The 23,228-nt window shown below is 72.7% G+C and carries 21 protein-coding genes; 17 read left to right on the top strand and 4 right to left on the bottom strand.

Translation table 11 applies throughout. The features are described 5' to 3' along the window. Positions 1–326 precede the first annotated feature (326 nt). The 10 genes from pdxS to BLU82_RS13075 all read left to right on the top strand — a co-directional run bounded on the left by pdxS (position 327) and on the right by BLU82_RS13075 (position 9,023). Complete coding sequence (gene pdxS / locus BLU82_RS13120) at positions 327–1,271, top strand: pyridoxal 5'-phosphate synthase lyase subunit PdxS (RefSeq protein ID WP_092620856.1); 945 nt, start codon at positions 327–329, stop codon at positions 1,269–1,271. Between the two features lie 10 nt (positions 1,272–1,281). After that, positions 1,282–1,779, top strand: a complete 498-nt coding sequence (locus tag BLU82_RS13115) for an NUDIX hydrolase (RefSeq protein WP_092620853.1) — start codon at positions 1,282–1,284, stop codon at positions 1,777–1,779. Positions 1,780–1,887: 108 nt separating this feature from the next. Next, complete coding sequence (gene pdxT / locus BLU82_RS13110) at positions 1,888–2,436, top strand: pyridoxal 5'-phosphate synthase glutaminase subunit PdxT (protein ID WP_231947828.1); 549 nt, start codon at positions 1,888–1,890, stop codon at positions 2,434–2,436. A 6-nt stretch (positions 2,437–2,442) separates the two neighbouring features. Then, the gene (locus BLU82_RS13105) at positions 2,443–3,207 is read left to right on the top strand and encodes a YebC/PmpR family DNA-binding transcriptional regulator (RefSeq protein WP_092620847.1); all 765 of its coding nucleotides are present in this window, start codon (positions 2,443–2,445) and stop codon (positions 3,205–3,207) included. Between the two features lie 75 nt (positions 3,208–3,282). Next, positions 3,283–3,807 (top strand): crossover junction endodeoxyribonuclease RuvC, encoded by a 525-nt coding sequence (gene ruvC, locus BLU82_RS13100; RefSeq protein ID WP_092620844.1) that lies wholly within the window; start codon positions 3,283–3,285, stop codon positions 3,805–3,807. Continuing rightward, positions 3,804–4,424, top strand: a complete 621-nt coding sequence (ruvA, locus tag BLU82_RS13095; protein ID WP_092620841.1) for a Holliday junction branch migration protein RuvA — start codon at positions 3,804–3,806, stop codon at positions 4,422–4,424. Before ruvC ends, ruvA begins: the two co-directional genes overlap by 4 nt. Next, positions 4,421–5,497, top strand: coding sequence for a Holliday junction branch migration DNA helicase RuvB (gene ruvB / locus BLU82_RS13090; RefSeq protein ID WP_092620838.1), 1,077 nt, complete (start codon positions 4,421–4,423; stop codon positions 5,495–5,497). The genes ruvA and ruvB overlap by 4 nt, the downstream gene beginning before the upstream one ends. A 108-nt stretch (positions 5,498–5,605) precedes the next feature. Further along, complete coding sequence (gene yajC / locus BLU82_RS13085) at positions 5,606–5,983, top strand: preprotein translocase subunit YajC (RefSeq protein WP_092620835.1); 378 nt, start codon at positions 5,606–5,608, stop codon at positions 5,981–5,983. Positions 5,984–6,028: 45 nt separating this feature from the next. Continuing rightward, positions 6,029–6,574, top strand: coding sequence for an adenine phosphoribosyltransferase (locus BLU82_RS13080; protein WP_197682915.1), 546 nt, complete (start codon positions 6,029–6,031; stop codon positions 6,572–6,574). 148 nt (positions 6,575–6,722) lie between these two features. After that, positions 6,723–9,023, top strand: coding sequence for a bifunctional (p)ppGpp synthetase/guanosine-3',5'-bis(diphosphate) 3'-pyrophosphohydrolase (locus tag BLU82_RS13075; protein ID WP_304440731.1), 2,301 nt, complete (start codon positions 6,723–6,725; stop codon positions 9,021–9,023). Positions 9,024–9,045: 22 nt separating this feature from the next. On the opposite strand, the gene BLU82_RS13070 is transcribed toward BLU82_RS13075, so the two are convergent. Beyond that, on the bottom strand, positions 9,046–10,704 hold the full coding sequence (locus BLU82_RS13070; protein ID WP_231947785.1) for a DUF349 domain-containing protein: 1,659 nt from the start codon (positions 10,702–10,704) through the stop codon (positions 9,046–9,048). 16 nt (positions 10,705–10,720) lie between these two features. Next, positions 10,721–11,518 carry a peptidylprolyl isomerase gene (locus tag BLU82_RS13065; protein WP_092620826.1) on the bottom strand — a complete coding sequence of 266 codons (798 nt, stop codon included), beginning with the start codon at positions 11,516–11,518 and terminating at the stop codon, positions 10,721–10,723. 151 nt (positions 11,519–11,669) lie between these two features. Here BLU82_RS13065 and BLU82_RS13060 point away from each other — a divergent pair, with 151 nt between their 5' ends. From BLU82_RS13060 to aspS, 5 genes are all read left to right on the top strand, one after another. After that, positions 11,670–12,326 carry an MBL fold metallo-hydrolase gene (locus tag BLU82_RS13060; protein WP_092620823.1) on the top strand — a complete coding sequence of 219 codons (657 nt, stop codon included), beginning with the start codon at positions 11,670–11,672 and terminating at the stop codon, positions 12,324–12,326. 4 nt (positions 12,327–12,330) lie between these two features. Further along, positions 12,331–13,593: a histidine--tRNA ligase gene (gene hisS / locus BLU82_RS13055; protein ID WP_092620820.1), complete on the top strand. Its 1,263-nt coding sequence runs from the start codon at positions 12,331–12,333 to the stop codon at positions 13,591–13,593. Positions 13,594–14,312: 719 nt separating this feature from the next. After that, complete coding sequence (locus BLU82_RS13050) at positions 14,313–14,960, top strand: GNAT family N-acetyltransferase (RefSeq protein WP_092620817.1); 648 nt, start codon at positions 14,313–14,315, stop codon at positions 14,958–14,960. Between the two features lie 64 nt (positions 14,961–15,024). Then, on the top strand, positions 15,025–16,536 hold the full coding sequence (locus tag BLU82_RS13045; protein ID WP_092620814.1) for an Rv2578c family radical SAM protein: 1,512 nt from the start codon (positions 15,025–15,027) through the stop codon (positions 16,534–16,536). Between the two features lie 112 nt (positions 16,537–16,648). After that, a complete protein-coding gene (aspS, locus tag BLU82_RS13040; protein WP_092620811.1) occupies positions 16,649–18,409 on the top strand; it encodes an aspartate--tRNA ligase in 1,761 nt (586 codons plus the stop codon). A 24-nt stretch (positions 18,410–18,433) separates the two neighbouring features. On the opposite strand, the gene BLU82_RS13035 is transcribed toward aspS, so the two are convergent. Next, positions 18,434–20,386: a twin-arginine translocation signal domain-containing protein gene (locus tag BLU82_RS13035; protein ID WP_092620808.1), complete on the bottom strand. Its 1,953-nt coding sequence runs from the start codon at positions 20,384–20,386 to the stop codon at positions 18,434–18,436. 116 nt (positions 20,387–20,502) lie between these two features. Here BLU82_RS13035 and BLU82_RS13030 point away from each other — a divergent pair, with 116 nt between their 5' ends. After that, positions 20,503–20,973: a pyridoxamine 5'-phosphate oxidase family protein gene (locus tag BLU82_RS13030; protein ID WP_092620805.1), complete on the top strand. Its 471-nt coding sequence runs from the start codon at positions 20,503–20,505 to the stop codon at positions 20,971–20,973. A gap of 4 nt (positions 20,974–20,977) precedes the next feature. On the opposite strand, the gene BLU82_RS13025 is transcribed toward BLU82_RS13030, so the two are convergent. Further along, complete coding sequence (locus tag BLU82_RS13025; protein ID WP_092620802.1) at positions 20,978–21,403, bottom strand: VOC family protein; 426 nt, start codon at positions 21,401–21,403, stop codon at positions 20,978–20,980. Positions 21,404–21,570: 167 nt separating this feature from the next. On the opposite strand from BLU82_RS13025, the gene BLU82_RS13020 reads away from it, so the two are divergent. Next, positions 21,571–23,211 (top strand): ABC-F family ATP-binding cassette domain-containing protein, encoded by a 1,641-nt coding sequence (locus BLU82_RS13020; protein ID WP_092620799.1) that lies wholly within the window; start codon positions 21,571–21,573, stop codon positions 23,209–23,211. Positions 23,212–23,228 lie beyond the last annotated feature (17 nt).

Genomic DNA, 23,228 nt, shown 5'->3' with positions numbered 1-23,228 from the left:
CCCGGCTCCTACCTCTGTGGGGGGTGGGGTCCGCTGGCCGCGCACTGGCCGTGGGTGGGGTTTCGGCTACCGGCTTCGCTCGGCTCTTGCCCGCTGGCCGCCGTCGGGTCGGCTCGGGTTTTGGCTACCGGCTCCGCTGGACTCGTTGGTCGCCGGCCGCTCACTGGCCGTAGGTGGTGTTCCAGCTCACGGATCCGGTGGTAGGTCGACCCCTCCCGGCCCGGGTGGGGCCCACCCTACGGGCGGGCACCGACAACGTCGCGCGAACCTGGCGGGGGTCCACTGGCCGGAATCGGGCGCGAGGGTGTCACCTCCGAGGACGTACCATGGTGCTGTCCACCACTCCGTCGACTCATGGGGTACGAGCAGCAGTGTCCGAAGAGACGCAGTCCACCGTCGGTACCGCGCGGGTGAAGCGTGGCATGGCCGAGATGCTCAAGGGTGGCGTGATCATGGACGTGGTCACGCCCGAGCAGGCCCGCATCGCCGAAGACGCCGGCGCCGTCGCCGTCATGGCGCTCGAGCGGGTGCCCGCCGACATCCGCGCTCAGGGTGGGGTGGCGCGCATGAGCGACCCCGACCTCATCGACGGCATCATCGACGCGGTGTCGATCCCGGTCATGGCGAAGGCCCGCATCGGGCACTTCGTCGAGGCGCAGGTGCTGCAGAGCCTGGGGGTCGACTACATCGACGAGTCCGAGGTGCTCACCCCGGCCGACTACGAGCACCACATCGACAAGTGGAAGTTCACCGTGCCGTTCGTGTGCGGCGCGACGAACCTGGGCGAGGCGCTGCGCCGCATCGCCGAAGGCGCGGCCATGATCCGCTCCAAGGGCGAGGCCGGCACCGGCGACGTCTCGAACGCGACGACGCACATGCGCCAGCTGCGCGACCAGATCACCCGGCTGGCGTCGCTGCCCGAGGACGAGCTCTACGTGGCCGCCAAGGAGCTGCAGGCGCCGTACGACCTCGTCAAGGAGGTCGCGCAGGCCGGCAAGCTCCCGGTGGTGCTGTTCACCGCCGGCGGCATCGCCACCCCGGCCGACGCCGCCATGATGATGCAGCTCGGCGCCGAAGGCGTGTTCGTGGGGTCGGGCATCTTCAAGTCCGGCGACCCCGCCCGCCGGGCCGAGGCCATCGTCAAGGCCACCACGTTCTACAACGACCCCGACACACTGGCCAAGGTGTCGCGCGGCCTCGGCGAGGCCATGGTCGGCATCAACGTCGCCGACGTGCCCGAGCCGCACCGGCTGGCCGAGCGCGGCTGGTGACCCCGCGACGGTGACGGCGCAGCCCGAGCCCGAGGTCCGGCACGCCGCCAGGGTGATCGTCCTCGACGAGGCCGGGCGGGTGCTGCTGATGCGCGGCTTCGACCCGGCCGACCCGTCCAACGTCTGGTGGATCACCCCGGGCGGCGGGCTGGAGCCGGGCGAGGACGAGCGCGCCGGCGCCGTGCGCGAACTGTTCGAGGAGAGCGGGCTGCGGGTCCGGCCGGACGAACTGTCCGGCCCGGTCGCGGCCCGCACCGCGTTCTTCAGCTTCATGGGGCGGCCGTACCGCCAGGACGAGGTGCTCTTCTACGCCCGGCTGACCGGCGCCACCGACGTCGACGGGTCCGGGTGGACCGATGTCGAGCGGGCGTCGGTGACGGAACTGCGCTGGTGCACGGCCGACGAGCTCGAAGCGGTGGGCGAGCCGCTGTACCCGCCGACGCTGCCGTCGATCGTCCGCGGCCTGCTCGAGGACGGCTGGGACGGCGTGCGACATGAGGTCGACTGACCCGGCGGGCGGTAAAATCGACGGTCGGACCCGAACGAAAGGCGCACCGTGACCCAGCCGACCGTGGGCGTCCTCGCCCTGCAGGGCGACGTCCGCGAGCATCAGCGCATGCTGGCCGACGCCGGCGCCGCGAGCACGCCGGTACGCACGCCGGCCGAGCTCGCCGCCGTCGACGCCATCGTGCTGCCCGGCGGCGAGTCCACCACCATGTGGCGGCTGGCCAGGACGTTCGGGCTGCTCGAACCGCTGCGCAGGCGCATCGCGGCCGGCCTGCCCGCCTACGGGTCGTGCGCCGGCATGATCCTGCTCGCCGACCGCATCGAGGGCGGCGTCGCCGGGCAGGAGACCGTCGGCGGCATGGACATCACGGTGCGCCGCAACGCGTTCGGGCGCCAGGTCGACTCCTTCGAGGCCGACCTCGACTTCCCGGCGCTCGGCGCCGAGCCGCTGCACGCGGTGTTCATCCGGGCGCCGTGGGTCGAGAAAGTCGGCGACGGGGTCGAGATCCTCGCCCGCGTCGCCTCGGCCGACGACGCCACCCCGGGTAATATCGTCGCGGTCCGGCAGGGACGGCTCCTGGCCACGTCCTTCCACCCGGAACTGACCGCGGACGCGCGTGTGCACTCGCTCTTCCTCGACATCGTGAAGGAGGCTTGACCCCTTATGTCCGGCCACTCCAAGTGGGCGACCACCAAGCACAAGAAGGCCCTGGTCGACGCGAAGCGGGGCAAGCTCTTCGCCAAGCTGATCAAGAACGTCGAGGTGGCGGCCCGTACGGGCGGCGGCGACCCGGCAGGGAACCCGACGCTCTACGACGCCATCCAGAAGGCGAAGAAGTCGTCGGTCCCCAACGACAACATCGACCGCGCCGTCAAGCGCGGCTCCGGCGCCGAGGGCGGCGGGGCCGAGTACCAGACCATCATGTACGAGGGCTACGGCCCCAACGGCGTCGCGGTGCTCATCGAGTGCCTCACCGACAACCGCAACCGCGCGGCCTCCGAGGTCCGGGTCGCCATGACCCGCAACGGCGGCTCCATGGCCGACCCCGGCTCGGTGTCGTACATGTTCGACCGCAAGGGCGTCGTCGTCGTGCCGTCGGCGCAGGAGGGCGGCCGCACGGTCAGCGAGGACGACCTCCTCGAGGTCGTGCTCGACGCCGGCGCGGAAGAGGTCGAGGACCTCGGCGAGGCGTTCGAGATCCGCAGCGAGGCGAGCGACCTCGTCGCCGTCCGCACCGCCATCCAGCAGGCCGGCCTCGACTACGACTCCGCCGAGTCGTCGTTCATCCCGTCGGTCAACGTCCCGCTCGACGAGGACGGCGCCCGGAAGATCTTCCGGCTCATCGACGCCCTCGAAGACAGCGACGACGTGCAGAACGTGTGGGCCAACTTCGACGTCTCCGACGACGTCATGGCCGCGGTCGGCTGACGGCGCGCCTGCGGCGTCGGCGTCACACCCGCCGGTAGGGTCGGCACCGAACTGGTGTTCGGTGAAGGGTGCTGCATGCGGGTGTTGGGGGTCGATCCGGGGCTGACGCGGTGCGGTCTCGGCGTCGTCGAGGGCTCGCCTGGGCGGCCGCTGCGCCTGGTCGCCGTCGACGTCGTCCGCACGCCCGCCGACGCCGAGCTGGGGCACCGGCTGCTGGCCATCGAGACCGCCATCGAGCAGTGGGTGGCCGCGCACCGGCCCGACACCGTCGCCGTCGAGCGGGTGTTCAGCCAGCACAACGTCCGCACCGTCATGGGGACGGCGCAGGCCAGCGGCGTCGCGACGCTGGTCGCGGCGCGCCACGGCATCCCCGTCGTCACGCACACGCCCAGCGAGGTGAAGGCCGCGGTCAGCGGCAGCGGCCAGGCCGACAAGGCGCAGGTCGCGTTCATGGTCACGCGGCTGTTGCGGCTCGACGCCGCGCCCAAGCCGGCCGACGCCAGCGACGCGCTGGCGCTGGCGATCTGCCAGGTGTGGCGCGGGTCCGCGCAGAACCGGCTGCAGGCCGCGGTCGCCGCGGCGGGGAGGGGACGACGGTGATCGCTTACGTCCGTGGCCAGGTCACGGTGGTCCGCCCGACGGAGGCCGTCGTCGACGTCGGCGGCATCGGGCTGGCGCTGCACTGCACGCCGGCCACCACGTCGGCGCTGCGGCTCGGGGAGGTCGCCCAGCTGGCCGCCAGCCTCGTCGTCCGCGAGGAGTCGCTGACGCTGTACGGCTTCGCCGACGAGGACGAGAAGACGGTGTTCGAGCTGCTGCAGACCGCCAGCGGTGTCGGGCCGCGGCTCGCGCAGGCCATGCTGTCGGTGCACTCGCCCGACGACCTGCGCCGCGCCGTCGCCACCGAGGACCTCGTCGCACTGACGAAGGTGCCCGGCATCGGCAAGAAGGGCGCCCAGCGCATCGTCATCGAGCTCAAGGACAAGCTCGGCGTGCCCGGCTCCGGCCCGTCGCTGGCCGCCGTCCCGTCCGCACCGGCTCCCGGCGGCGACGGCTGGCAGGTCCAGGTGCACGAGGCGCTGCTCGGCCTCGGCTGGTCCGCCCGCGAGGCCGACCGCGCCGTCGACACCGTCGCCACCGACCTCAACGGCGACGCCGGCGACCTCGACGTCTCGGCGTTGCTGCGCAAGGCGTTGCGTACGCTGGCGAGAACATGAGCTTCCCCGACGACCACGTGCACCGGCTGGTGGGCGGCGACGCCGACCACGAGGAGCGGACCGTCGAGGCGGCGCTGCGGCCGCGCACGCTGGCCGAGTTCGTCGGGCAGGAGCGGCTGCGCGAGCAGTTGTCGCTGGTCCTCGACGCCGCCCGGGCACGCGGGCGCAGCGCCGACCACATCCTGCTGTCCGGCCCGCCCGGCCTCGGCAAGACCACGCTGGCGATGATCGTCGCCGCCGAGATGGAGGTGCCGCTGCGCATCACCAGCGGTCCGGCCATCCAGCACGCCGGCGACCTCGCGGCCATCCTGTCCTCGGTGAACGAGGGCGACGTGCTGTTCTTCGACGAGATCCACCGCATGGCCCGCCCCGCGGAGGAGATGCTGTACACCGCCATGGAGGACTTCCGCGTCGACGTCGTCGTCGGCAAGGGGCCCGGCGCCACGGCCATCCCGCTCGAGCTGCCGCACTTCACGCTGGTCGGCGCCACCACGCGCACCGGGCTGCTGCCGGGGCCGCTGCGCGACCGGTTCGGGTTCACCGGGCACCTCGAGCTGTACGAGCCGGCCGAGCTCGAGCTGGTGCTGCGCCGCTCGGCCGGGCTGCTCGAGGTCGAGCTGAAGGGCGACGGCACCGGCGAGATCGCCGGCCGGTCCCGCGGCACGCCGCGCATCGCCAACCGGCTGCTGCGCCGGGTGCGCGACTTCGCCGAGGTCCGCGGCAACGGCGTCATCAGCGGTGACGTCGCCCGCGCGGCGCTGAAGGTGTTCGCCGTCGACGAACTGGGCCTCGACCGTCTCGACCGCGCGGTCCTGACGGCGCTGTGCAAGAGCTTCGGCGGGGGACCGGTCGGCCTCGGCACGCTGGCCGTCGCCGTCGGCGAGGAGCGCGAGACCGTCGAGGAGGTGGCCGAGCCGTTCCTCGTCCGGGCCGGGCTGCTCGCCCGCACCCCGCGGGGGCGGGTCGCCACACCGGCCGCGTGGAGGCATCTCGGGCTCGCGGTGCCCGCGCAGACGGCGTTCGGACGCGGGTTCGACGAGCCCGACCTGTTCTCGGCCGCCGACGGTGCGTAACCTTCGCGCGGGTCGCGGGTAGACTCGTACTTTCGGCGGTCATCAGGACCGCCGGCCGCCGCACGGCCTCCGCAGCTGGGGCGCCGTGGAAAGGATACTTGTCCACACATGGAAGCACTGCTGCTCCCGATCCTGCTGATCGCTGTCTTCTACTTCCTGCTCATCCGGCCGCAGCAGAAGCAGCGGCGCCAGATGGTGGAGCTGCAGCAGTCGGTCCAGGCGGGTACCAAGGTCATGACGACGGCCGGCCTGTTGGCCACGGTCGTCGAGGTCGACGACGACGAGGTGGTGCTCGAGGTCGCGCCCGGCGTGCACAGCCGCTACGTGCGCCGCGCCATCGCCAACGTCGTCCAGCCGCAGGAGCCGGTCGCGCCGGTGCACGACGACATCGTGCCCGACACCGCGGCCGACGCCGACGAGGCGCCGAAGCACGAGCCCGCGCAGGCGAAGGCCGAGGACCGCACGAACGGCGACGACGTCCGCTGAGCCGGGCGGTGTGCGCCGCGCGTCCACGCGATACCCTCTGACCTCGTGACCAAGCCGCCGGCGATCGCCGACTCCGACCGCGACCTGCTGCTCTCCCGCATCCGGGACGTCCCGGACTGGCCGGAGCCGGGCGTGGTGTTCAAGGACATCACGCCACTGCTGCGCGACCCCGCCGCCCTCGACACGACCATCGAGCTGCTCGGCGCGGTCGGCGGTGGCGAGGTCGACGTCGTCGTGGGCATCGAGGCGCGCGGGTTCATCCTCGGCGCGCCGGTGGCGCACCGGCTCGGCGCCGGCTTCGTGCCCATCCGCAAGCAGGGCAAGCTGCCGTGGCAGACGACGTCGGCCAGCTACGCGCTGGAGTACGGCGAGGCCACCATCGAGGTCCACGTCGACGCGTTCCAGCCCGGCGAGCGGGTCCTCATCGTCGACGACGTGCTGGCCACAGGCGGTACGGTGCGCGCCACCGTCGACCTCGTCCGCGGCGCCGGCGCCGACGTCGTGGGCGTCGGCATCCTCATGGAACTGGGTTTCCTCGACGGCCGGGCCAAGCTGCCCGACGTCAACGTCCAGTCGCTGCTCGTCGTCTGATTTCGAGACAGCTTCCCGGTGGAAAGTCCAGCCGCTGCCCGTCGCCTGAAATGAGACAGCTTCCCGGCGGGTTGGCGCTGCGTTACCCGCCGGGAACAGCGACCCCCTAAACTGTGTTGTGTCCTTCACACGGGACGAGAGGGGGCCTGTGGCCGAGCAGACAGTTCCCAGCGGCGCGCTGACCCCGGTCAGGGTGCGGGCGAGGCTCGCCCGCCTGACCGCGCAACGACAGCAGTCCGACCCCGCTCTGGAACCGCTGTTCCGGATCATCCGGGCCAACCACCCGAAGGCCGACCTCGAGATCATCGAGCGCGCCTACCGCACCGCCGCGCGCGCCCACAGCGGGCAGAAGCGCAAGAGCGGCGACCCGTACATCACGCACCCGCTCGCGGTCACCACCATCCTCGCCGAGCTGGGCATGACGCCGCCCACGCTGGCCGCGGCGCTGCTGCACGACACCGTCGAAGACACCGACTACGGCCTCGACCAGCTGCGCGGTGAGTTCGGCGAAGAGATCGCCATGCTCGTCGACGGCGTCACCAAGCTCGACAAGGTCAAGTACGGGCAGGCCGCGCAGGCCGAGACCGTCCGCAAGATGGTCATCGCCATGGCCAAGGACATCCGCGTCCTGGTGATCAAGCTGGCCGACCGCCTGCACAACGCCCGCACCTGGCGGTACGTGCCGAAGGAGTCGGCGCGGCGCAAGGCGCACGAGACGCTCGAGATCTACGCCCCGCTGGCGCACCGGCTGGGCATGAACACCATCAAGTGGGAGCTCGAGGACCTCTCCTTCGCCACCCTGCACCCCAAGGTGTACGACGAGATCGTGCGGCTGGTGGCCGAGCGGGCGCCGTCGCGCGACGACTACCTGGCCTCGGTCATCGACCAGGTGCAGGGCGACCTCCGGGTGTCGAAGATCAAGGCCAACGTCTACGGGCGGCCCAAGCACTACTACTCGATCTACCAGAAGATGATCGTCCGCGGCCGCGACTTCGCCGACATCTACGACCTCGTCGGCATCCGCGTGCTGGTCGAGTCGGTGCGCGACTGTTACGCCGTCCTGGGCATCGTGCACGCGCGCTGGAACCCGGTGCCCGGCCGGTTCAAGGACTTCATCGCCATGCCGAAGTTCAACATGTACCAGTCGCTGCACACCACGGTCATCGGGCCGGGCGGCAAGCCGGTCGAGCTGCAGATCCGCACCCACGCCATGCACCGCCGGGCCGAGTACGGCATCGCCGCGCACTGGAAGTACAAGGAAGACTCCAACGCCGGGCGCGAGACCGACAAGCACGCCGTCGCGGGCGACAACGCCGGCAACGACATGGCCTGGCTGCGCCAGCTGCTCGACTGGCAGAAGGAGACCGAGGACCCGGGGGAGTTCCTCGAGTCGCTGCGGTTCGAGATGGAGTCCAACGAGGTCTTCGTCTTCACCCCGAAGGGCGACGTCGTCGCGCTGCCGGCCGCGGCCACACCGGTCGACTTCGCCTACGCCGTCCACACCGACATCGGCCACCGCACCATCGGCGCGCGGGTCAACGGCCGGCTGGTGCCGCTCGAGTCCAACCTCGACAACGGCGACGTCGTCGAGGTGTTCACCTCCAAGGCGCAGGGCGCCGGCCCGAGCCGCGACTGGCTGACGTTCGTCACCAGCGCCCGGGCCCGCAACAAGATCAAGCAGTGGTTCTCCAAGGAGCGCCGCGAAGAGGCCATCGAGCACGGCAAGGACGCCATCGCGCGGGCCATGCGCAAGCAGGACCTCCCGCTGCAGCGCATGATGAGCCAGGAGTCGCTCAAGGCCGTCGCCGACGACCTGCGCTACCCCGACATCTCCGCGCTGTACGCGGCGGTCGGCGAGGGCAACGTCTCGGCGCAGAGCATCGTGCAGAAGCTGGTGCAGATCCTCGGCGGCGAGGAGGGCACCACCGAGGACGTCGCCGAGGCGGCCACGCCCGACCGTCCCCGGCGGCGCAGCGGCGGCGACCCCGGCGTCGTCGTCAAGGGCGTCTCCGACGTGTGGGTCAAGCTGGCCCGCTGTTGCACGCCGGTACCCGGCGACACCATCGTCGGCTTCGTCACCCGCGGCTCCGGCGTGTCGGTGCACCGGGAAGACTGCGTCAACGTCGACGGCCTGCGCCGCCAGCACGGGCGCATGGTCGAGGTCGAGTGGGCGCCGACGGCCAACAGCATGTTCCTGGTGGCCATCCAGGTCGAGGCGCTCGACCGCGCCCGGCTGCTGTCCGACGTCACCCGGGTGCTGTCCGACCAGCACGTGAACATCCTGTCGGCCACGGTCTCCACCAACACCGACCGCATCGCCACCAGCCGGTTCACCTTCGAGATGGCCGACCCCAAGCACCTGGGGCACGTCCTCAAGGCGGTCCGCGGTGTCGAGGGCGTCTTCGACGCCTACCGGCTCACCAGCGGCATCCCGGCGCCCACCCACTGAGGGCGCCGGGCCCTGCCCGTCGTCAGCTGGTGAACTCCTCGAGCGCCTGCTGCGCCTGCTCGAGCCACGACTTGCGCGCGGCGATGGCCTCCTCGGCCTCACGCAGCTTGCGGTCGTTGCCGGCCTCGCGCGCCTTGGCGGCCTTCGTCTCCAGGTCGGCGATGGACGCCTCCAACTGGGTGACGGTGGCCTGCGCCCGGGCCCGCGCCTCGGGGTTCGACCGCTGCCACTCGTTCTGCTCGGCCTCGCGGATGGCGTCCTCGACCCGGCGCATGCGGCCCTCGACCGAGCGCATGGAGTCGCGCGGGACGTGACCGGCGTCCTCCCAGCGCTCCTGCAGGACGCGCAGCTGCTGGCGGGCCGCCTTCCAGTCGGTGACCGGCAGCAGCGCCTCGGCCTCGGTGAGGATGCCCTCCTTGACGACGAGGTTGGCCTGCTGCTCGTCGTCGCGCTGGGACTGGTGCGCGGTGCGGGCGCCGAAGAAGGTGTCCTGGGCCGCGCGGAACCTCTTCCACAGGCTGTCCTCGACGCCGCGCGGCGCCGGGCCGGCGGCCTTCCACTGCGACATCAGCTCGCGGTAGCGGCGCGACGTCGGGCCCCAGTCCGTCGACGTGCAGATCTCCTCGGCCTCGGCCAGGATGCGCTCCTTGATGACGCGCGCCTCGTCGCGGCGCTCGGCCAGCTCGGAGAAGTGCGCCTTGCGCCGGCGGGTGTAGTGGGTGCGGGCCGACGAGAACCGGCGCCACAGCTCGTCGTCGGTGCCGCGGTCGAGGCGGGGGAGGCCCTTCCACTCCTCGAGCAGACCGCGCAGGGTGTCGGCGCCGTTGCGCCAGTCGTTGCCCTCGGCGATGGCCTCGGCCTGCGACGCGATCTGCTCCTTGCGCCCGCGCGCCTCGTCCAGCGCCTTCGCCCGGGCGGCGCGGCGCTCGGCCCGGCGCTCGGCGATGCGGGCGTCGAGCGCGTCGAGCCGCGCGCCCAGCGCGGCGAGGTCGCCGATAGCGTGCGCCTCGGCCAGCTGCGCGCGCACCTTCGAGACGCCCTGCGCGGTGTCGTCGGGCGCGGCGGCGCCGGACTCGAGGCGGGTCTCCAGGAGGTCGACCTGCACGGCGAGGTCCTCGTACTTGCGCACGAAGAAGGCCAGCGCCTCCTCGGGCTTGCCGACCTGCCACGACCCGATGCTGCGCTCGCCCTCGGCGGTGCGGACGAACACCTCGCCGGTCTCGTCGACCCGGCCCCACTCGTTGGACGCGACGGTGGGCGCGGCCGGCCCGGCGGGTGCGGGCGCCGCGTCAGCGGGCTCGGGCGACGCTGCTGCGGGCTCGGGCTCGCGCTCGGCGGACGCTGCCGCGGGCACGGGCGCGGCGGGAGCCGGCGCCACCTCGGCCGGCGTGGGCGCCGGCGCCACGTCGGCGGGGGTCGGCACGGGCGCCGGCTCGGCGGGCGCGTCCTCGGCCTCGGCGTGGGACTCTGCGCCGGCCTCGGCCGCTGCCTCCGCCGATGCCGGCTCCGATGCCGGTTCGGACGGCACCTCCGGCGATGCCTCCGACGGCTCCTCGGCCGCGGCGGCTTCGGGCGTCGGCGCCGGCTCGGCGGCGCTCGGGGACTCGGGTGCCGTGGGCTCGACCTCCGCGGCAGGCGTTGCCGCGTCGTCGTGCTCGGGGCTACCAGTCGTGTTCGTCACGGTGTCCTCATCCGGGTCAGGCGGTGGTGACGGAATCGAGGGTGACCGGGGTGATGGGCGCGCCATCGTCCGATCCGTTGTCAGTTCCAGCGTCGGCGATACCGGTGATCACGTCCAGACCGGTGGTGATCTGGCCGAAGACGGTGTAGTCGGGCGGCAGCTGGGAGTCGCCGTACACCAGGAAGAACTGGCTGCCGTTGGTGTCGGGCCCGCTGTTGGCCATCGCCACCGTACCGGCGGGGTAGGTGGCGCCGTCGGTGTTCTCGTTGGCGTACTGGTACCCGGGGCCGCCGGAGCCGGTGCCGGTCGGGTCGCCGCACTGCAGCACCTTGAGGGAGTCCGACGTGGTGAGGCGGTGGCAGGTGGTGGCGTTGTAGTAGCCGGCGGCGGCCAGGAAGCTCAGCGAGTTGACGGTGCACGGCGCGCCGGCGTCGAGGGTGACGGTGACCGGCGCCCCGTTGATCGTCAGCGTCGCGGTGGTCGGCAGCGGCGTCGTGAGCGCGGCGGGGTCGACGGCCGGGGGCGTGCCGAGGTTCGGAACGGCCGACTCGCCGGAGGCGGTGTACGTGCAGGGGCCCGCGGGGGCCTCGGCGGACGGCGAGGTCTCGGAGCCGGCCGCGACGGGATCGTCGTCGCCGCCGAGCGCGCCGGACACCAGCAACGTCCCCATGACCAGCGCCACCACCACGATGACGGCACCCACCACGAGGCCGATCTTCCGCCGGCGCGCCGCCTCGGCGGCCCGCCGGGCCTCCTGGCGTTCGAGGTGCTTGCGCGCGAGCTCACGTCGCCGCTGTTTGGCGCTCTGGGCCACCGGCCATCCTCCCGCATTGTCGCGATACGTCCGGGAAGGCCGTGGCGACCCCCCTTCGCGTCTGTGGTACGCGGAGACAGTCTAGGCAGTACACGACGGGAATCAGGTAACGAGTTCGCGGCGATGAGTGGCCCGCCGGTAACCTTCGTGGGTGCTCCTGCTCACCGTCGTCGCCCCCGTGCTGGGCACCAACTGCTACGTCGTGGCGGCCGCGGCCGGCCGCGAGTGCGTCGTCGTCGACCCCGGCATCGGTGTCGGCGAGCAGCTGGCGAAGGTGCTCGCCGAGCACGAACTGACGCCGGTCGCCGTCCTCGTCACCCACGGCCACCTCGACCACACGCACGGGCTGACCGAGCTGCCCGGCCTCCCCGTCCACCTGCACGAGCGCGACGCGTACCGGCTGGCCGACCCGCTCGGCTCGCTCGGGCCGCAGCTGTCGGCGCAGTTCGCCCAGTTCGGCGCCGCGTGGACGCCGCCGTCCGACGTCCGCACGTTCGACGGCGCCGAGACCGAGCTGCACCTCGCCGGCGTCGGGCTGCGCGCGATCCACGCCCCCGGCCATACCGAGGGGTCGACGCTCTACTACGCGCCCGCCGACGGCGTCGTCCTCACCGGGGACGTCCTGTTCGCGGGCACGGTGGGCCGCACCGACCTGCCCGGCGGCGACGACGCGCTCATGCGCGCCACGCTGACCCGGCTGGCGTCGGACGACGAGCTGCCCGGGCTCACCACCGTCCGGCCCGGCCACGGCCCGGCGTCGACCCTCGACCGGGAACGCGCATCCAACCCGTACCTGCGAGGACTGTAGAGACGTGAACGCACCTGCCTTCCGTGCCCCGAGGGGCACCTTCGACCTCGTGCCGCCGCGCGGCGAGGCCATGCTCGCCGTCCGCGACGCCCTGGCCGCCCCGCTGCGCACGGCCGGCTACGGCTACGTCGAGACGCCCACCTTCGAGGACACCACCCTGTTCGCCCGCGGCGTCGGCGAGTCGACCGACATCGTCACCAAGGAGATGTACTCCTTCACCACCCGCGGCGGCGACGACGTCACGCTGCGGCCGGAGGGGACGGCGCCGGTGCTGCGCGCCGTCCTCGAGAACAACCTGCACCGCGGCGCGCTGCCGGTGAAGCTCTGGTACTCGGGGTCGTACTACCGCTACGAGCGGCCGCAGAAGGGCCGGTTCCGGCACTTCTCGCAGGTCGGCGCCGAGATCCTGGGCACCGAGGACGCCGCCAGCGACGCCGAGCTGGTCGTCCTCGCCGTCGACGCCTACCGCGCGCTCGGGCTCACCGGCGTGCGGGTGCTGCTGAACACGCTCGGCTCGCACGAGTCCCGGCCGGCCTACCGGGCGGCGCTGCAGGAGTATCTGCGCGGCCTCGACCTCGACGAGGAGACCGCGCGGCGGGTGGAGGTGAACCCGCTGCGGGTGCTCGACGACAAGCGGCCGGAGATCCAGAAGGCGCTGGCGTCGGCACCACTCATCACCGACTTCCTGTCGCCGGCCGACCGCGCCTATCACGACACCGTCCGCGCCCTGCTCACCTCGGCCGGCGTCGAGTTCGAGGACGACCCGCGGCTGGTGCGCGGCCTCGACTACTACACCCGCACCCTGTTCGAGTTCGTCCACGACGGCCTCGGCTCGCAGTCCGCCGTCGGCGGCGGCGGACGCTACGACGGCCTGTCCGAGCAGCTCGGCGGCCCCTCCCTCCCCGGCGTCGGCTGGGCGCTCGGCGCCGACCGCACGCTGCTGGCCATGGAGGCCGAGGGGTTGCCGCTGCCCGGCTCCGCCGCCGTCGACGTCTTCGCCGTACCTCTCGGCGACGACGCCGCGGCGTGGGCGTTCGCCCTGGTGACCTCCCTGCGCCGCGAAGGCGTCGCGGCCGACCTCGCCACCGGCGGCCGCGGTCTCAAGGGCGCCATGAAGGCGGCGGACCGCAGCGGCGCCAAGTACGCCGTCGTCGTGGGGGAGCGCGACCTCGCCGAGGGCGTGGCCCAGGTCAAGGACCTCACCACCGGCGACCAGCAGGCGGTCTCGGTGAACGGGCTGGTCACCCACCTCAAACGGCTGGTGTGACGGCACGCCGCCGCTGGCGCGGGGCGGGGCGGGGCGGTCGCTGGGCGGTCGCGGCAGTTCGCGGCGCAGCGACGTTGTCGGTGCCCGCCCGTAGGGTGGGCCCCACCCGGGCCGGGAGGGGTCTACCTCCACGGCGCGACGCGACGCTCGTGCCCGTCGTCGGATCGGCGCTGTTTCCACGCCCCGTGCTGGCGTGGGTGTTCGGTCTGCCGCTCAGCAACGTGCCCGGGCTCTCGCGCCATGATCGTCCAGGGTGTGCGGCGTGATCACACCCCAGAACCTGGATGATCATGGCGCGGCACCGGCCAGCGAACCGGAACCACAGCGGACCCGGTGGCCACACCCGAAGCAGCCGTGAGCGGCCAGCGGACCAGGACCAGCAGCGGAGCCGGTAGCCAGAACGCCACCCACGGCCGGTGAGCGGCCAGCGAACCCCGAGACGAGCGGGCAGGGGAGCCGGGCCCAACTTTCGGCCGGCCCCCTGACGCTGCTTTCACGGGGGCGCGGGCGGCCGGGTCAAGCGGTCCGCCGTCGCGCGAAGCGCCCAAGCAGAGGTCCGCTTGAGGCGGCCTCCCGCGCCCCCGACAATCGAGAGCAGCAGGGGGCAGGCCAACGCGGCAGCCCAGCCAACGAGCGCCCGGCCAACGGCAGACCAACCAAGCCGACCCCGGCGAATAATGCGTGGCGCCACCCCGGGCCCGCCGACCACACTGTGAGCGATGCTGATCGATCACTTCCCGATCTTCGGCCTCCGGGTGCGCACCCCGAGGCTGGAGCTGCGGCTGCCCGCACCCGAGGAGCTGGCCGAGCTCGCCGACCTGTCCATGGACGGCATCCACGGGCCCGACCTCATGCCGTTCGGCAACCCGTGGTCCGAGCTGCCGCCCGCCGACCGCGCCCGCCGCGTCATCCAGCGGCACTGGTCGACGCTGGCAGAGCTGAAGCCCGACGGCTGGGCGCTGAACCTGGTCGTCTTCGTGGACGGACGTCCCGTCGGCGTCCAGGAGATCGAGGCCGACGATTTCGCCGTCCGGCGGCAGGTGCAGTCCGAGTCGTGGCTCGGCCTGCGTCACCACGGGCAGGGCATCGGCACCGAGATGCGCGCGGCCATGCTGCACCTGGCCTTCGCCGGGCTGGGCGCCGACGAGGCGGTGTCGGTCGGCTACCTCGACAACCACGCGTCGCTGCGGGTGTCGCGCAAGCTCGGGTACGCCGAGAACGGCACCAGCCGCGGCATCTCCAGGGGGAAGCTCGCCCCCGAGCAGCGGTTCCTCCTGACGCGCCAGGCGTGGGACGAGCACCGGAGGGTCGACGCGACGATCGAAGGGCTGGCGCCGTGCCTGCCGCTGCTGGGGGCCGCGACCTGAACTTGCCACCCGTCCGAACGTGTGTTCGAATGGATGTGTGCGTTGGGACGGTCAGGAGCTCGCGGTGGCCGACGGTGGCGCGCTGCCGGGGCTGCAGCGCATCGCCGGGCTGGTCCGCAGCGTGCGCACGCCCGAGTTCGAGGGCATCACGTTCCACGAGATCACGTCGAAGTCCGCGCTGAACAAGGTGCCGGCGGCGTCGCACGTGCCGTTCCGGTGGACGGTCAACCCGTACCGCGGCTGCAGCCACGCGTGCACCTACTGCCTGTCCGGCTACGCGCCCATCAGCATGGCCGACGGCTCCACCATTCCGCTGGCCCGGGTCCGGCCGGGCGACCACGTGCTCGGCACCCGCCTCGAGGGGCGGAGCCGCCGGCTGGTGCGCACCCAGGTGCTCGACCACTGGCGCACGTCGAAGCCGGCGTTCCGGGTCGAGCTCGACGGCGGCACGTCCATCGTCGCGAGCGGCGACCACCGGTTCCTGACGGCCGACGGGTGGAAGCACGTCGCACCGGGCGGCGACGACGAGCCGGAGCGGCCACACCTGACGACGCGCGACCACCTGATGGGCCTGCGCCGCAGCGTCGTCGGCGCGGCGGTCCGGCCCGGCGACGCGCTGGCGGTCAGCTACGTGCGGGCCATGGACGTCGAGCTGCCGATGTTCGACCTCACCACCGGCACCGGCGACTTCATCGCGCACGGCGTCGTCAGCCACAACTGCTTCGCCCGCAACACCCACACCTACCTCGACCTCGACGCCGGCGACGACTTCGACCGTCAGGTCATCGTCAAGGTCAACGTCGCCGACGTGCTGCGGCGCGAGGTCTCCCGGCGCACGTGGGCGCGCGAGCACGTCGCCATGGGCACCAACACCGATCCGTACCAGCGCGCCGAGGGTCGCTACCGGCTGATGCCCGGCATCATCGAGGCGCTGGCCGGGTCCGGCACGCCGTTCAGCATCCTGACGAAGGGCACGCTGCTGCGCCGCGACCTCCCGCTGCTGCGGCGCGCCGCCGAGGACGTCCCGGTCGGCATCGGGGTGTCGCTGGCGCTGCTCGACGAGACCCTGCACCGCTCCGTCGAGCCGGGGACGCCGACGCCGAAGGCGCGGCTCGACCTCATCCGGGCCGTCCGCGCGGCCGGCCTGCCGTGCACCGTCCTGCTGGCGCCGATCCTGCCCGGGCTGACCGACTCCGAGAAGCAGCTGTCCGCGCTGGTCGCGGCCGTCGCCGACGCCGGCGCCACCGGCATCAGCCACATCCCACTGCACCTACGGCCGGGCGCGCGGGAGTGGTATCTGGGCTGGCTGGAGGCTACCCGCCCCGACCTCCTACCGCTCTACCAGCGGCTGTACCACGGCGGCTCGTACTCCCACCAGCGCTACCGCGACTGGCTGCGCGCCCGGGTCGAGCCGCACCTGCGCCGCCACCGCCTGCGCGCCGACGACGAACCGGCCGACGAACCGGCCGACGGCACGCTCGACGACCGGCGGCGGCCGCTGCACGGCAAACGCTGGGGCCCGCGGCTCACGCCTGAGCCGGCGCCGGCCGAGCCCGGGCAGGAGGCGCTGTTCTGAGCGGGGGAATCGCCTCGCCGTCCGCACGGCGCGTTACGTAGGATCGCTGCTGATTGCAACTCATGGCGCTAGGGCGCAACAATCGCCCTGCAACGATCCGAGAGGACCATCCGTGCTCCGCACCCACGAGGCCGGCACCCTGCGCGCCGGCCACGCCGGCCAGACCGTCACCCTCACCGGCTGGGTGGCCCGCCGCCGCGATCACGGGGGAGTGGCGTTCCTGGATCTGCGCGACGCGTCCGGGGTGGCGCAGGTGGTGGTCCGCGACGAGGCGGTGGCGCACGGGCTGCGCAACGAGTTCTGCGTGCAGGTCACGGGTCAGGTCGGGCGCCGTCCGGACGGCAACGAGAACCCCAATCTGCCCACCGGCGAGATCGAGGTCGTCGCCGACGACGTCCGGGTGCTCAGCGAGGCCGAGCCGCTGCCGTTCCAGATCGACGACCACGTCGACGTCGGTGAGGAGGTGCGGCTGAAGTACCGCTACCTCGACCTGCGCCGGTCCGGCCCGGCCGCCGCCATCCGGCTGCGCAGCGCCGTGAACAGGGCCGCCCGCGACGTCCTGCTGGCCGAGGACTTCGTCGAGGTCGAGACGCCGACGCTGACCCGCTCGACGCCCGAGGGGGCGCGCGACTTCCTGGTGCCGGCCCGGCTGCGGCCGGGGTCGTGGTACGCGCTGCCGCAGTCGCCGCAGCTGTTCAAGCAGCTGCTCATGGTGGCCGGACTGGAGCGCTACTTCCAGATCGCCCGCTGCTACCGCGACGAAGACTTCCGCGCCGACCGCCAGCCCGAGTTCACCCAGCTCGACATCGAGATGAGCTTCGTCGAGCAGGACGACGTCATCGCGCTGGCCGAGCGGGTGCTGACGGCGCTGTGGGCGCTGGTCGGCCACGAGATCAGCACGCCGATCCCGCGCATGACCTACCGCGACGCCATGGACCGCTTCGGCTCCGACAAGCCCGACCTGCGCTTCGGGCAGGAGCTGACCGAGGTCACCGAGCACTTCGCGAACACCTCGTTCCGCGTCTTCCAGGCGCCCTACGTCGGCGCCGTCGTGCACCCGGGCGGCGCGTCGCAGAGCCGCAAGGAGCTCGACGGCTGGCAGGACTGGGCCAAGGCGCGCGGCGCCCGCGGCCTGGCGTACGTGCTGGTCGGGGCCGACGGCGAGCTGTCCGGCCCGGTCGCGAAGAACCTCTCCGAGGACGAGAAGGCGGGCCTGCCGAAGCTGGTACGCGCGGTGCCAGGCGACGCGGTGTTCTTCGCCGCCGGCTCCCGGCGTGCGTCGCAGGCGCTGCTCGGCGCGGCCCGGCTCGAGATCGGCCGGCGCGCGGGGCTCGTCGACGAGAACGCGTGGGCGTTCACCTGGGTGGTCGACTCCCCGCTGTTCGAGCCGGTCGACGAGACCGACGACGTCGCCGTCGGGTCCGGCGCCTGGACCGCCGTCCACCACGCGTTCACGTCGCCGAAGCCCGAGTCGCTCGACACCTTCGACACCGACCCCGGCAGCGCGCTCGCCTACGCCTACGACATCGTCTGCAACGGCAACGAGATCGGCGGCGGGTCGATCCGTATCCACCGCCACGACGTGCAGGAGCGGGTCTTCCAGGTCATGGGCCTGAGCCCGGACGAGGCGCAGGAGAAGTTCGGCTTCCTGCTCGACGCGTTCAAGTACGGCGCCCCGCCGCACGGCGGCATCGCGTTCGGCTGGGACCGCATCACCGCGCTGCTGGCCGGCTCCGACTCCATCCGCGAGGTCATCGCGTTCCCGAAGACCGGCGGCGGCTACGACCCGCTGACGGCCGCGCCGGCGCCGATCACCGCCCAGCAGCGCAAGGAGGCCGGTATCGACGCCGTCGCGGAGCAGCCCGAGAGCTGACGCGGCCGCGGGTCCGCCCGCGCCTCAGCCGAGGCGCGGGTGGATCGCGATGCTGACGAGGTTGCGCTCCTTCAACGCGTAGAGAGCGCGGCCGTTGGGCGCGATGTTGAGCCGGGAACCGCCGCCGAACCAGTCGCTCGCGAGGCCGTCGACGATCTTCCTCGCCGTGAAGGGGACGAGGTCGACGCGGTAGACGGCGTTCACGTCGCTGGTGTAGGCGGTGAACCCGCTGATCAGCAGGTCGCCGCCGCGCTCGCTGACCTTCAGCGTCCGCGTGATCGCCCGCTCCACCAGGCTGTACTCGAACAGCACGCCGGTGTTGGTGATGCCGTACACGGCCCGCGGGGTGTGCGCCAGGTCCATGATGGCGCCGATGCCCGGGAGCACCTCCAGCTCCCACGTCACCGTCCTGGAGCGCAGGTCGAAGGCGGCCAGCTTGGCCGTGGGCGTGACCGGCGGCGAGCCGAGGCCCTCCTGCGTGCTGGTGCCCAGGAAGAGCGTTCCGGCGACCGCGGTCAGCGAGAACACCGTCTGCCGCTCGACGACCGGGCGGTAGGTGTCCAGCGCGCCGGTCGTGGGGTCGTACAGGTTGAGGGCGCCGTCGGGGTGGCCGGGCTCGGGCTGGGTCGACATCGCGATCAGGCCGGTGGTGCGGTCGTAGGCCAGATCCTTGGGCCGGTCCTGGTGGTGCCCGGTGCGGAACAGCAGCGTGGCCTCGGCGTCGCCGGCGCGGTGCGAGTAGAGCGCCGCCTGGGTGTAGATGCCGAGGTAGGTGGTGCCGTCGACGGTGATGGCGGTCTTGGGCTCGCCCGGGATGGGCAGCCGGGTGACCTCGCCCGAGGCGAGGTCGTGCAGGTCGGCGCCGCTCTTGCCGCCGACGTAGACGACCCTGCCGTCGGAGTGCACCGACATCGGCGCCTCGGCGGCGGCGCGGAAGCCGCGCTGGACGTGGCTGACGTAGTCCATCGCGCCCGTGGCCGGGTCGTAGACGAAGATGCCGGGGTCCTGCAGGCCGTAGATCCGCCCGCCGTGCTCCAGCAGGCGCACCGTCTGCGCCTCCGGGAACGGCACGCCCAGGACCTCCACGTCCCCGCCGTCCACCGGGACGCGGTAGATCGTCCCCGACGGACGGCCGGCGAAGTAGACCCAGCCGTCGTGGATGAGGACGGCGACGGTGTACTTCTCGCCCGCGGCGCTGGCCTTGACGATCCGGTGGTTGCCGGGGTTCGCCTTGTCCATGACGACGAGCTCGGCAGTGGAGTTGAGCCCGCCGGCGATGTGGGTGTCGCTGATGTGCATGCTGGACACCCAGTCGCGGTCCAGCAGCTCGGCGGGCAGCAGCTCACGCTTCTCGCCCGTCTGCCGGTGGATGGCGATGAGGTGGGCGTTGGACCCGATGCCCGCGTACACGTAGGTGTCGTCGGCCTGGATGCTGCGCACGTACGCCTCGCCGGGCGCCGGCTGGCCGAGGTCGCGGCTGACGCCGGTGGCCGGGTCGTACTCGACCACGCGCCCCGGCTCCGACATCCCCATGTAGATCTTGCCGTCGGGGGAGGCGGCCATGGTCCAGATGAAGTGGTCGGGGTACTCGGCGAGCTTGCTCAGCTCGCCGGTGACCGTGTCGATCTTGTAGAGGTCGGAGCGCGAGTGCGTGCCGACGTAGACGTCGGTGCCGACCTTGCACATCGCCCAGATGCCGATGCCGGTCGGGATCTCGACGTGCTCGGTGATCGTGTCGGTGCCCAGGTCCCAGGCGCCGACGACGTTGGGGGCCAGGCCGCGCGAGCCCATGTACAGGACGTCGCCCACGAACTCGCCGTTGCCCAGTGGGCTGGCCACGCTGGCCGGGCCGAGGTCGGTGACGGTGCCCTCGGCGGGCCGCGTGGCGGCCGAGGCGGGGAGGGAGGAGACGGTGGGGAGGGTGACGGCCGCGCCCGTGGCGGCGGCTGCCTGGAGGAAGCGTCGGCGGGGGATCATGCGGCGTGATGATATTCCGGTCCAGACCGTAATGTCCAGAGCGCGCTGTCGGATCCGGCCCATGCCCGTTCGTCTCAGGGGTAGCAGCACTCGACATGAAGGGAAGGACACCCACGATGACGGCGCCACCCACCCTCGCCCCGCGACCGCTCGCCGAACGCCGCGACGTCGCCCGGCACCGGCTGTCCACTCACTTTCGGCTCTGGCTCGCGACCGGGCGTGACGGTCACGGCGCGCACCTGATCCCGGTGAGCTTCGTCCTGGACGGCGAGCAGGTCGTGATGGCGACCTTCGAGCGCAGCCGGACGATGGCCAACCTCCGCGCCCACCCGCGAGCCAGGCTGGCCCTCGGCGACACCGACGACGTCGTGACCATCGACGGCGACGTGTCGATCGTCGAGGTGGCGGACGTCGAGTCGTCCGTCGCCGATCGGTACGCGCTGGTCTCGCACGATCCGCGGCAGATCCCCGGCTTCCGGTACCTGTATCTGCGGCCCGACCGCGTCCAGGTATGGAACGGCTTCCACGAGTTCGGCGGGCGCACCGTCATGCTCGGCGGCGCTTGGCTGGACGAGCCCGTCGACTGAGGCCCTACTGGACGCAGAACTCGTTGCCCTCGGGATCGGCGAGCACGTAGTGGTACTCGCGGTACGGGCCCCACATGACGTCGCTCTTGCCGACCACCGAGGCGCCGAGTGAGACGACCCGCTGCACCTCGGCGTCGACCTCACCGGGCTCCGCGCGACGGCCCGGCGTGGCGTTGAGGTCGAGGTGGACGCGGTTCTTCACCCGTTTCGGCTCGGGGACGCGCTGGAAATAGAGCCGCGGACCTTCACCGGCGGGATCCTCGGCGATCGCCCGGCCCAGCAGGTCGTGGTCGGTGAGCCCGGCGGTCAGCAACTCCCGGCGCATCTCCTCGGGGTACTCCAGTCGCGGGTACCCGAGCACGTCGGACCAGAAGTGGGCGAGCCGGCGCGGGTCGGCGCAGTCGAACACGATGTTCCCGATCTTCCTCATGCCGCCACGCTACGACCCGGCACCGACACACTCCGCGGGAAACCGGCTTGCCCGCGTCAGGCCCGGGGTGGCATCATCGATCCCGATGTGATCTGACGCGTGACTCTCGCCCGCGCCCGAGGTGTGTCCACCCGGCGGGCTCCCAGCAACCTCGTCGAGGTCGTCACGTGTCTCTCCTCTCTGTTCGCGCCCTTTCCATCTCCTACGCCGGTCGCCGGGTGCTCGACGGTGTCGGCTACGACGCCACCGCGGGCGAGCGGCTCGGGATCGTCGGCGAGAACGGGGCCGGCAAGTCGACGCTGCTGCGGCTGTCCGCGGGGGTGGAGCGGCCCGACTCCGGCACCGTCGAACGGCACGGCAGCCTCGGCTACCTCACCCAGGAGCCCGACCTGCCGGCCGGCAGCACCGTCGACGGCGCCGTCGACGCCGCGCTGGCGGAGTTCCGTGTCCTCGAGCAGCGCATGCGCGCCGCCGAGGCGCGGCTCGCCGAGGGCGACCAGTCGGTGCTGGACGAGTACGGCGACCTGCTGGCCGAGTTCGAGCACCGCGACGGCTGGTCCGCCGACGCCCGGGCGGCCAGGGCGCTGGCCGGCCTCGGCCTGGCCGACGTGGCGGGGGAGCGGCCGGTCGACACCCTGTCCGGCGGGCAGCGGTCGCGGCTGGCGCTGGCGCTCGCACTGGTCCGGGCGCCCGACGTGCTGCTGCTGGACGAGCCGACGAACCATCTCGACGACGACGCGATCGAGTTCCTCGAGGAGGCGCTGCGGGCGCACCGCGGCGCCGTCGTCATCGTCTCGCACGACCGCGCGTTCCTCGACGGCGTCGCGACGTCCATCCTCGACCTCGACCCGGCGCTGACGGTCGACCGCGACGGCGTCCCGCACGTCGGGCCGGCCCGCTACACCGGCACGTACACCGACTACCTGGCCGGCAAGGCCGCCGCCCGGGCCCGGTGGGAGCAGGCGTTCGCCACCTGGTCCGACGACGTCGACGCCGCGCGCGCCGTCGTCAAGCAGGACGCCCGCCGCATCGGGCACGAGGGCCGCGGCCGCCGCGACAACGACAAGTTCGTCGCGCACTTCCTCAGCCAGAAGGTCGACGCGGCGGTGTCGCGGCGGGTGCGCGACGCCGAGAACCGGCTGCGCCGGCTCGAGGAGCTGCGCATCCCGAAGCCGCCGCGGCTGCTGACCTTCGACGGCGCGCTCGGCGCCGACGTGCCCGACGGCGTGCTGATCGCCGTGCGCGACGTGAAGGTGCCCGGCCGCATCACCGCCCGCGCGATGGACGTCACCCGCGACACCCGGCTGATGATCACCGGTCGCAACGGCTCCGGCAAGTCGTCGCTGCTGTCGGTGCTGGCCGGGGCGCTCGAGCCCGAGACGGGCGACGTGCTGCGGTCGCGCCGGCTGCGGATCGGCTGGCTGCCGCAGACCGGCAGCTTCGCCGACCCGTCACTGACGGCGGTGCAGGCGTTCGCGGCCGGGCGCCCCGGGCCGGCGGACGAGTACCAGGCCGAGCTGGCCGGCCTCGGGCTGCTGCCCGGCCCGGCGCTGGCGACGCCGGTCGGTGCGCTGTCGGTCGGGCAGCAGCGGCGGCTCGCGCTGGCCCGGCTGCTGGTGACGCGGCCGCAGGTGCTGCTCCTCGACGAGCCGACGAACCACCTGTCACTGGGGCTGGTCGAGGAGCTCGAAGCCGCCGTCGACGGCGCCGGCCTGGCCGTCGTCGTGGTGACGCACGACCGGTGGGCGCGGCGCCGCTGGCAGGGCGAACGCGCCGAGGTTGTCCACAACGAGCTGTTGCTCGGCTAGTTGTCCACAATCCGCGA

Source organism: Jiangella sp. DSM 45060 (genome assembly GCF_900105175.1).
Taxonomy (GTDB): Bacteria; Actinomycetota; Actinomycetes; order Jiangellales; family Jiangellaceae; genus Jiangella.
Note: the sequence above shows the minus strand (reverse complement) of the source record. Positions and strands in the feature narration are given on the sequence as shown.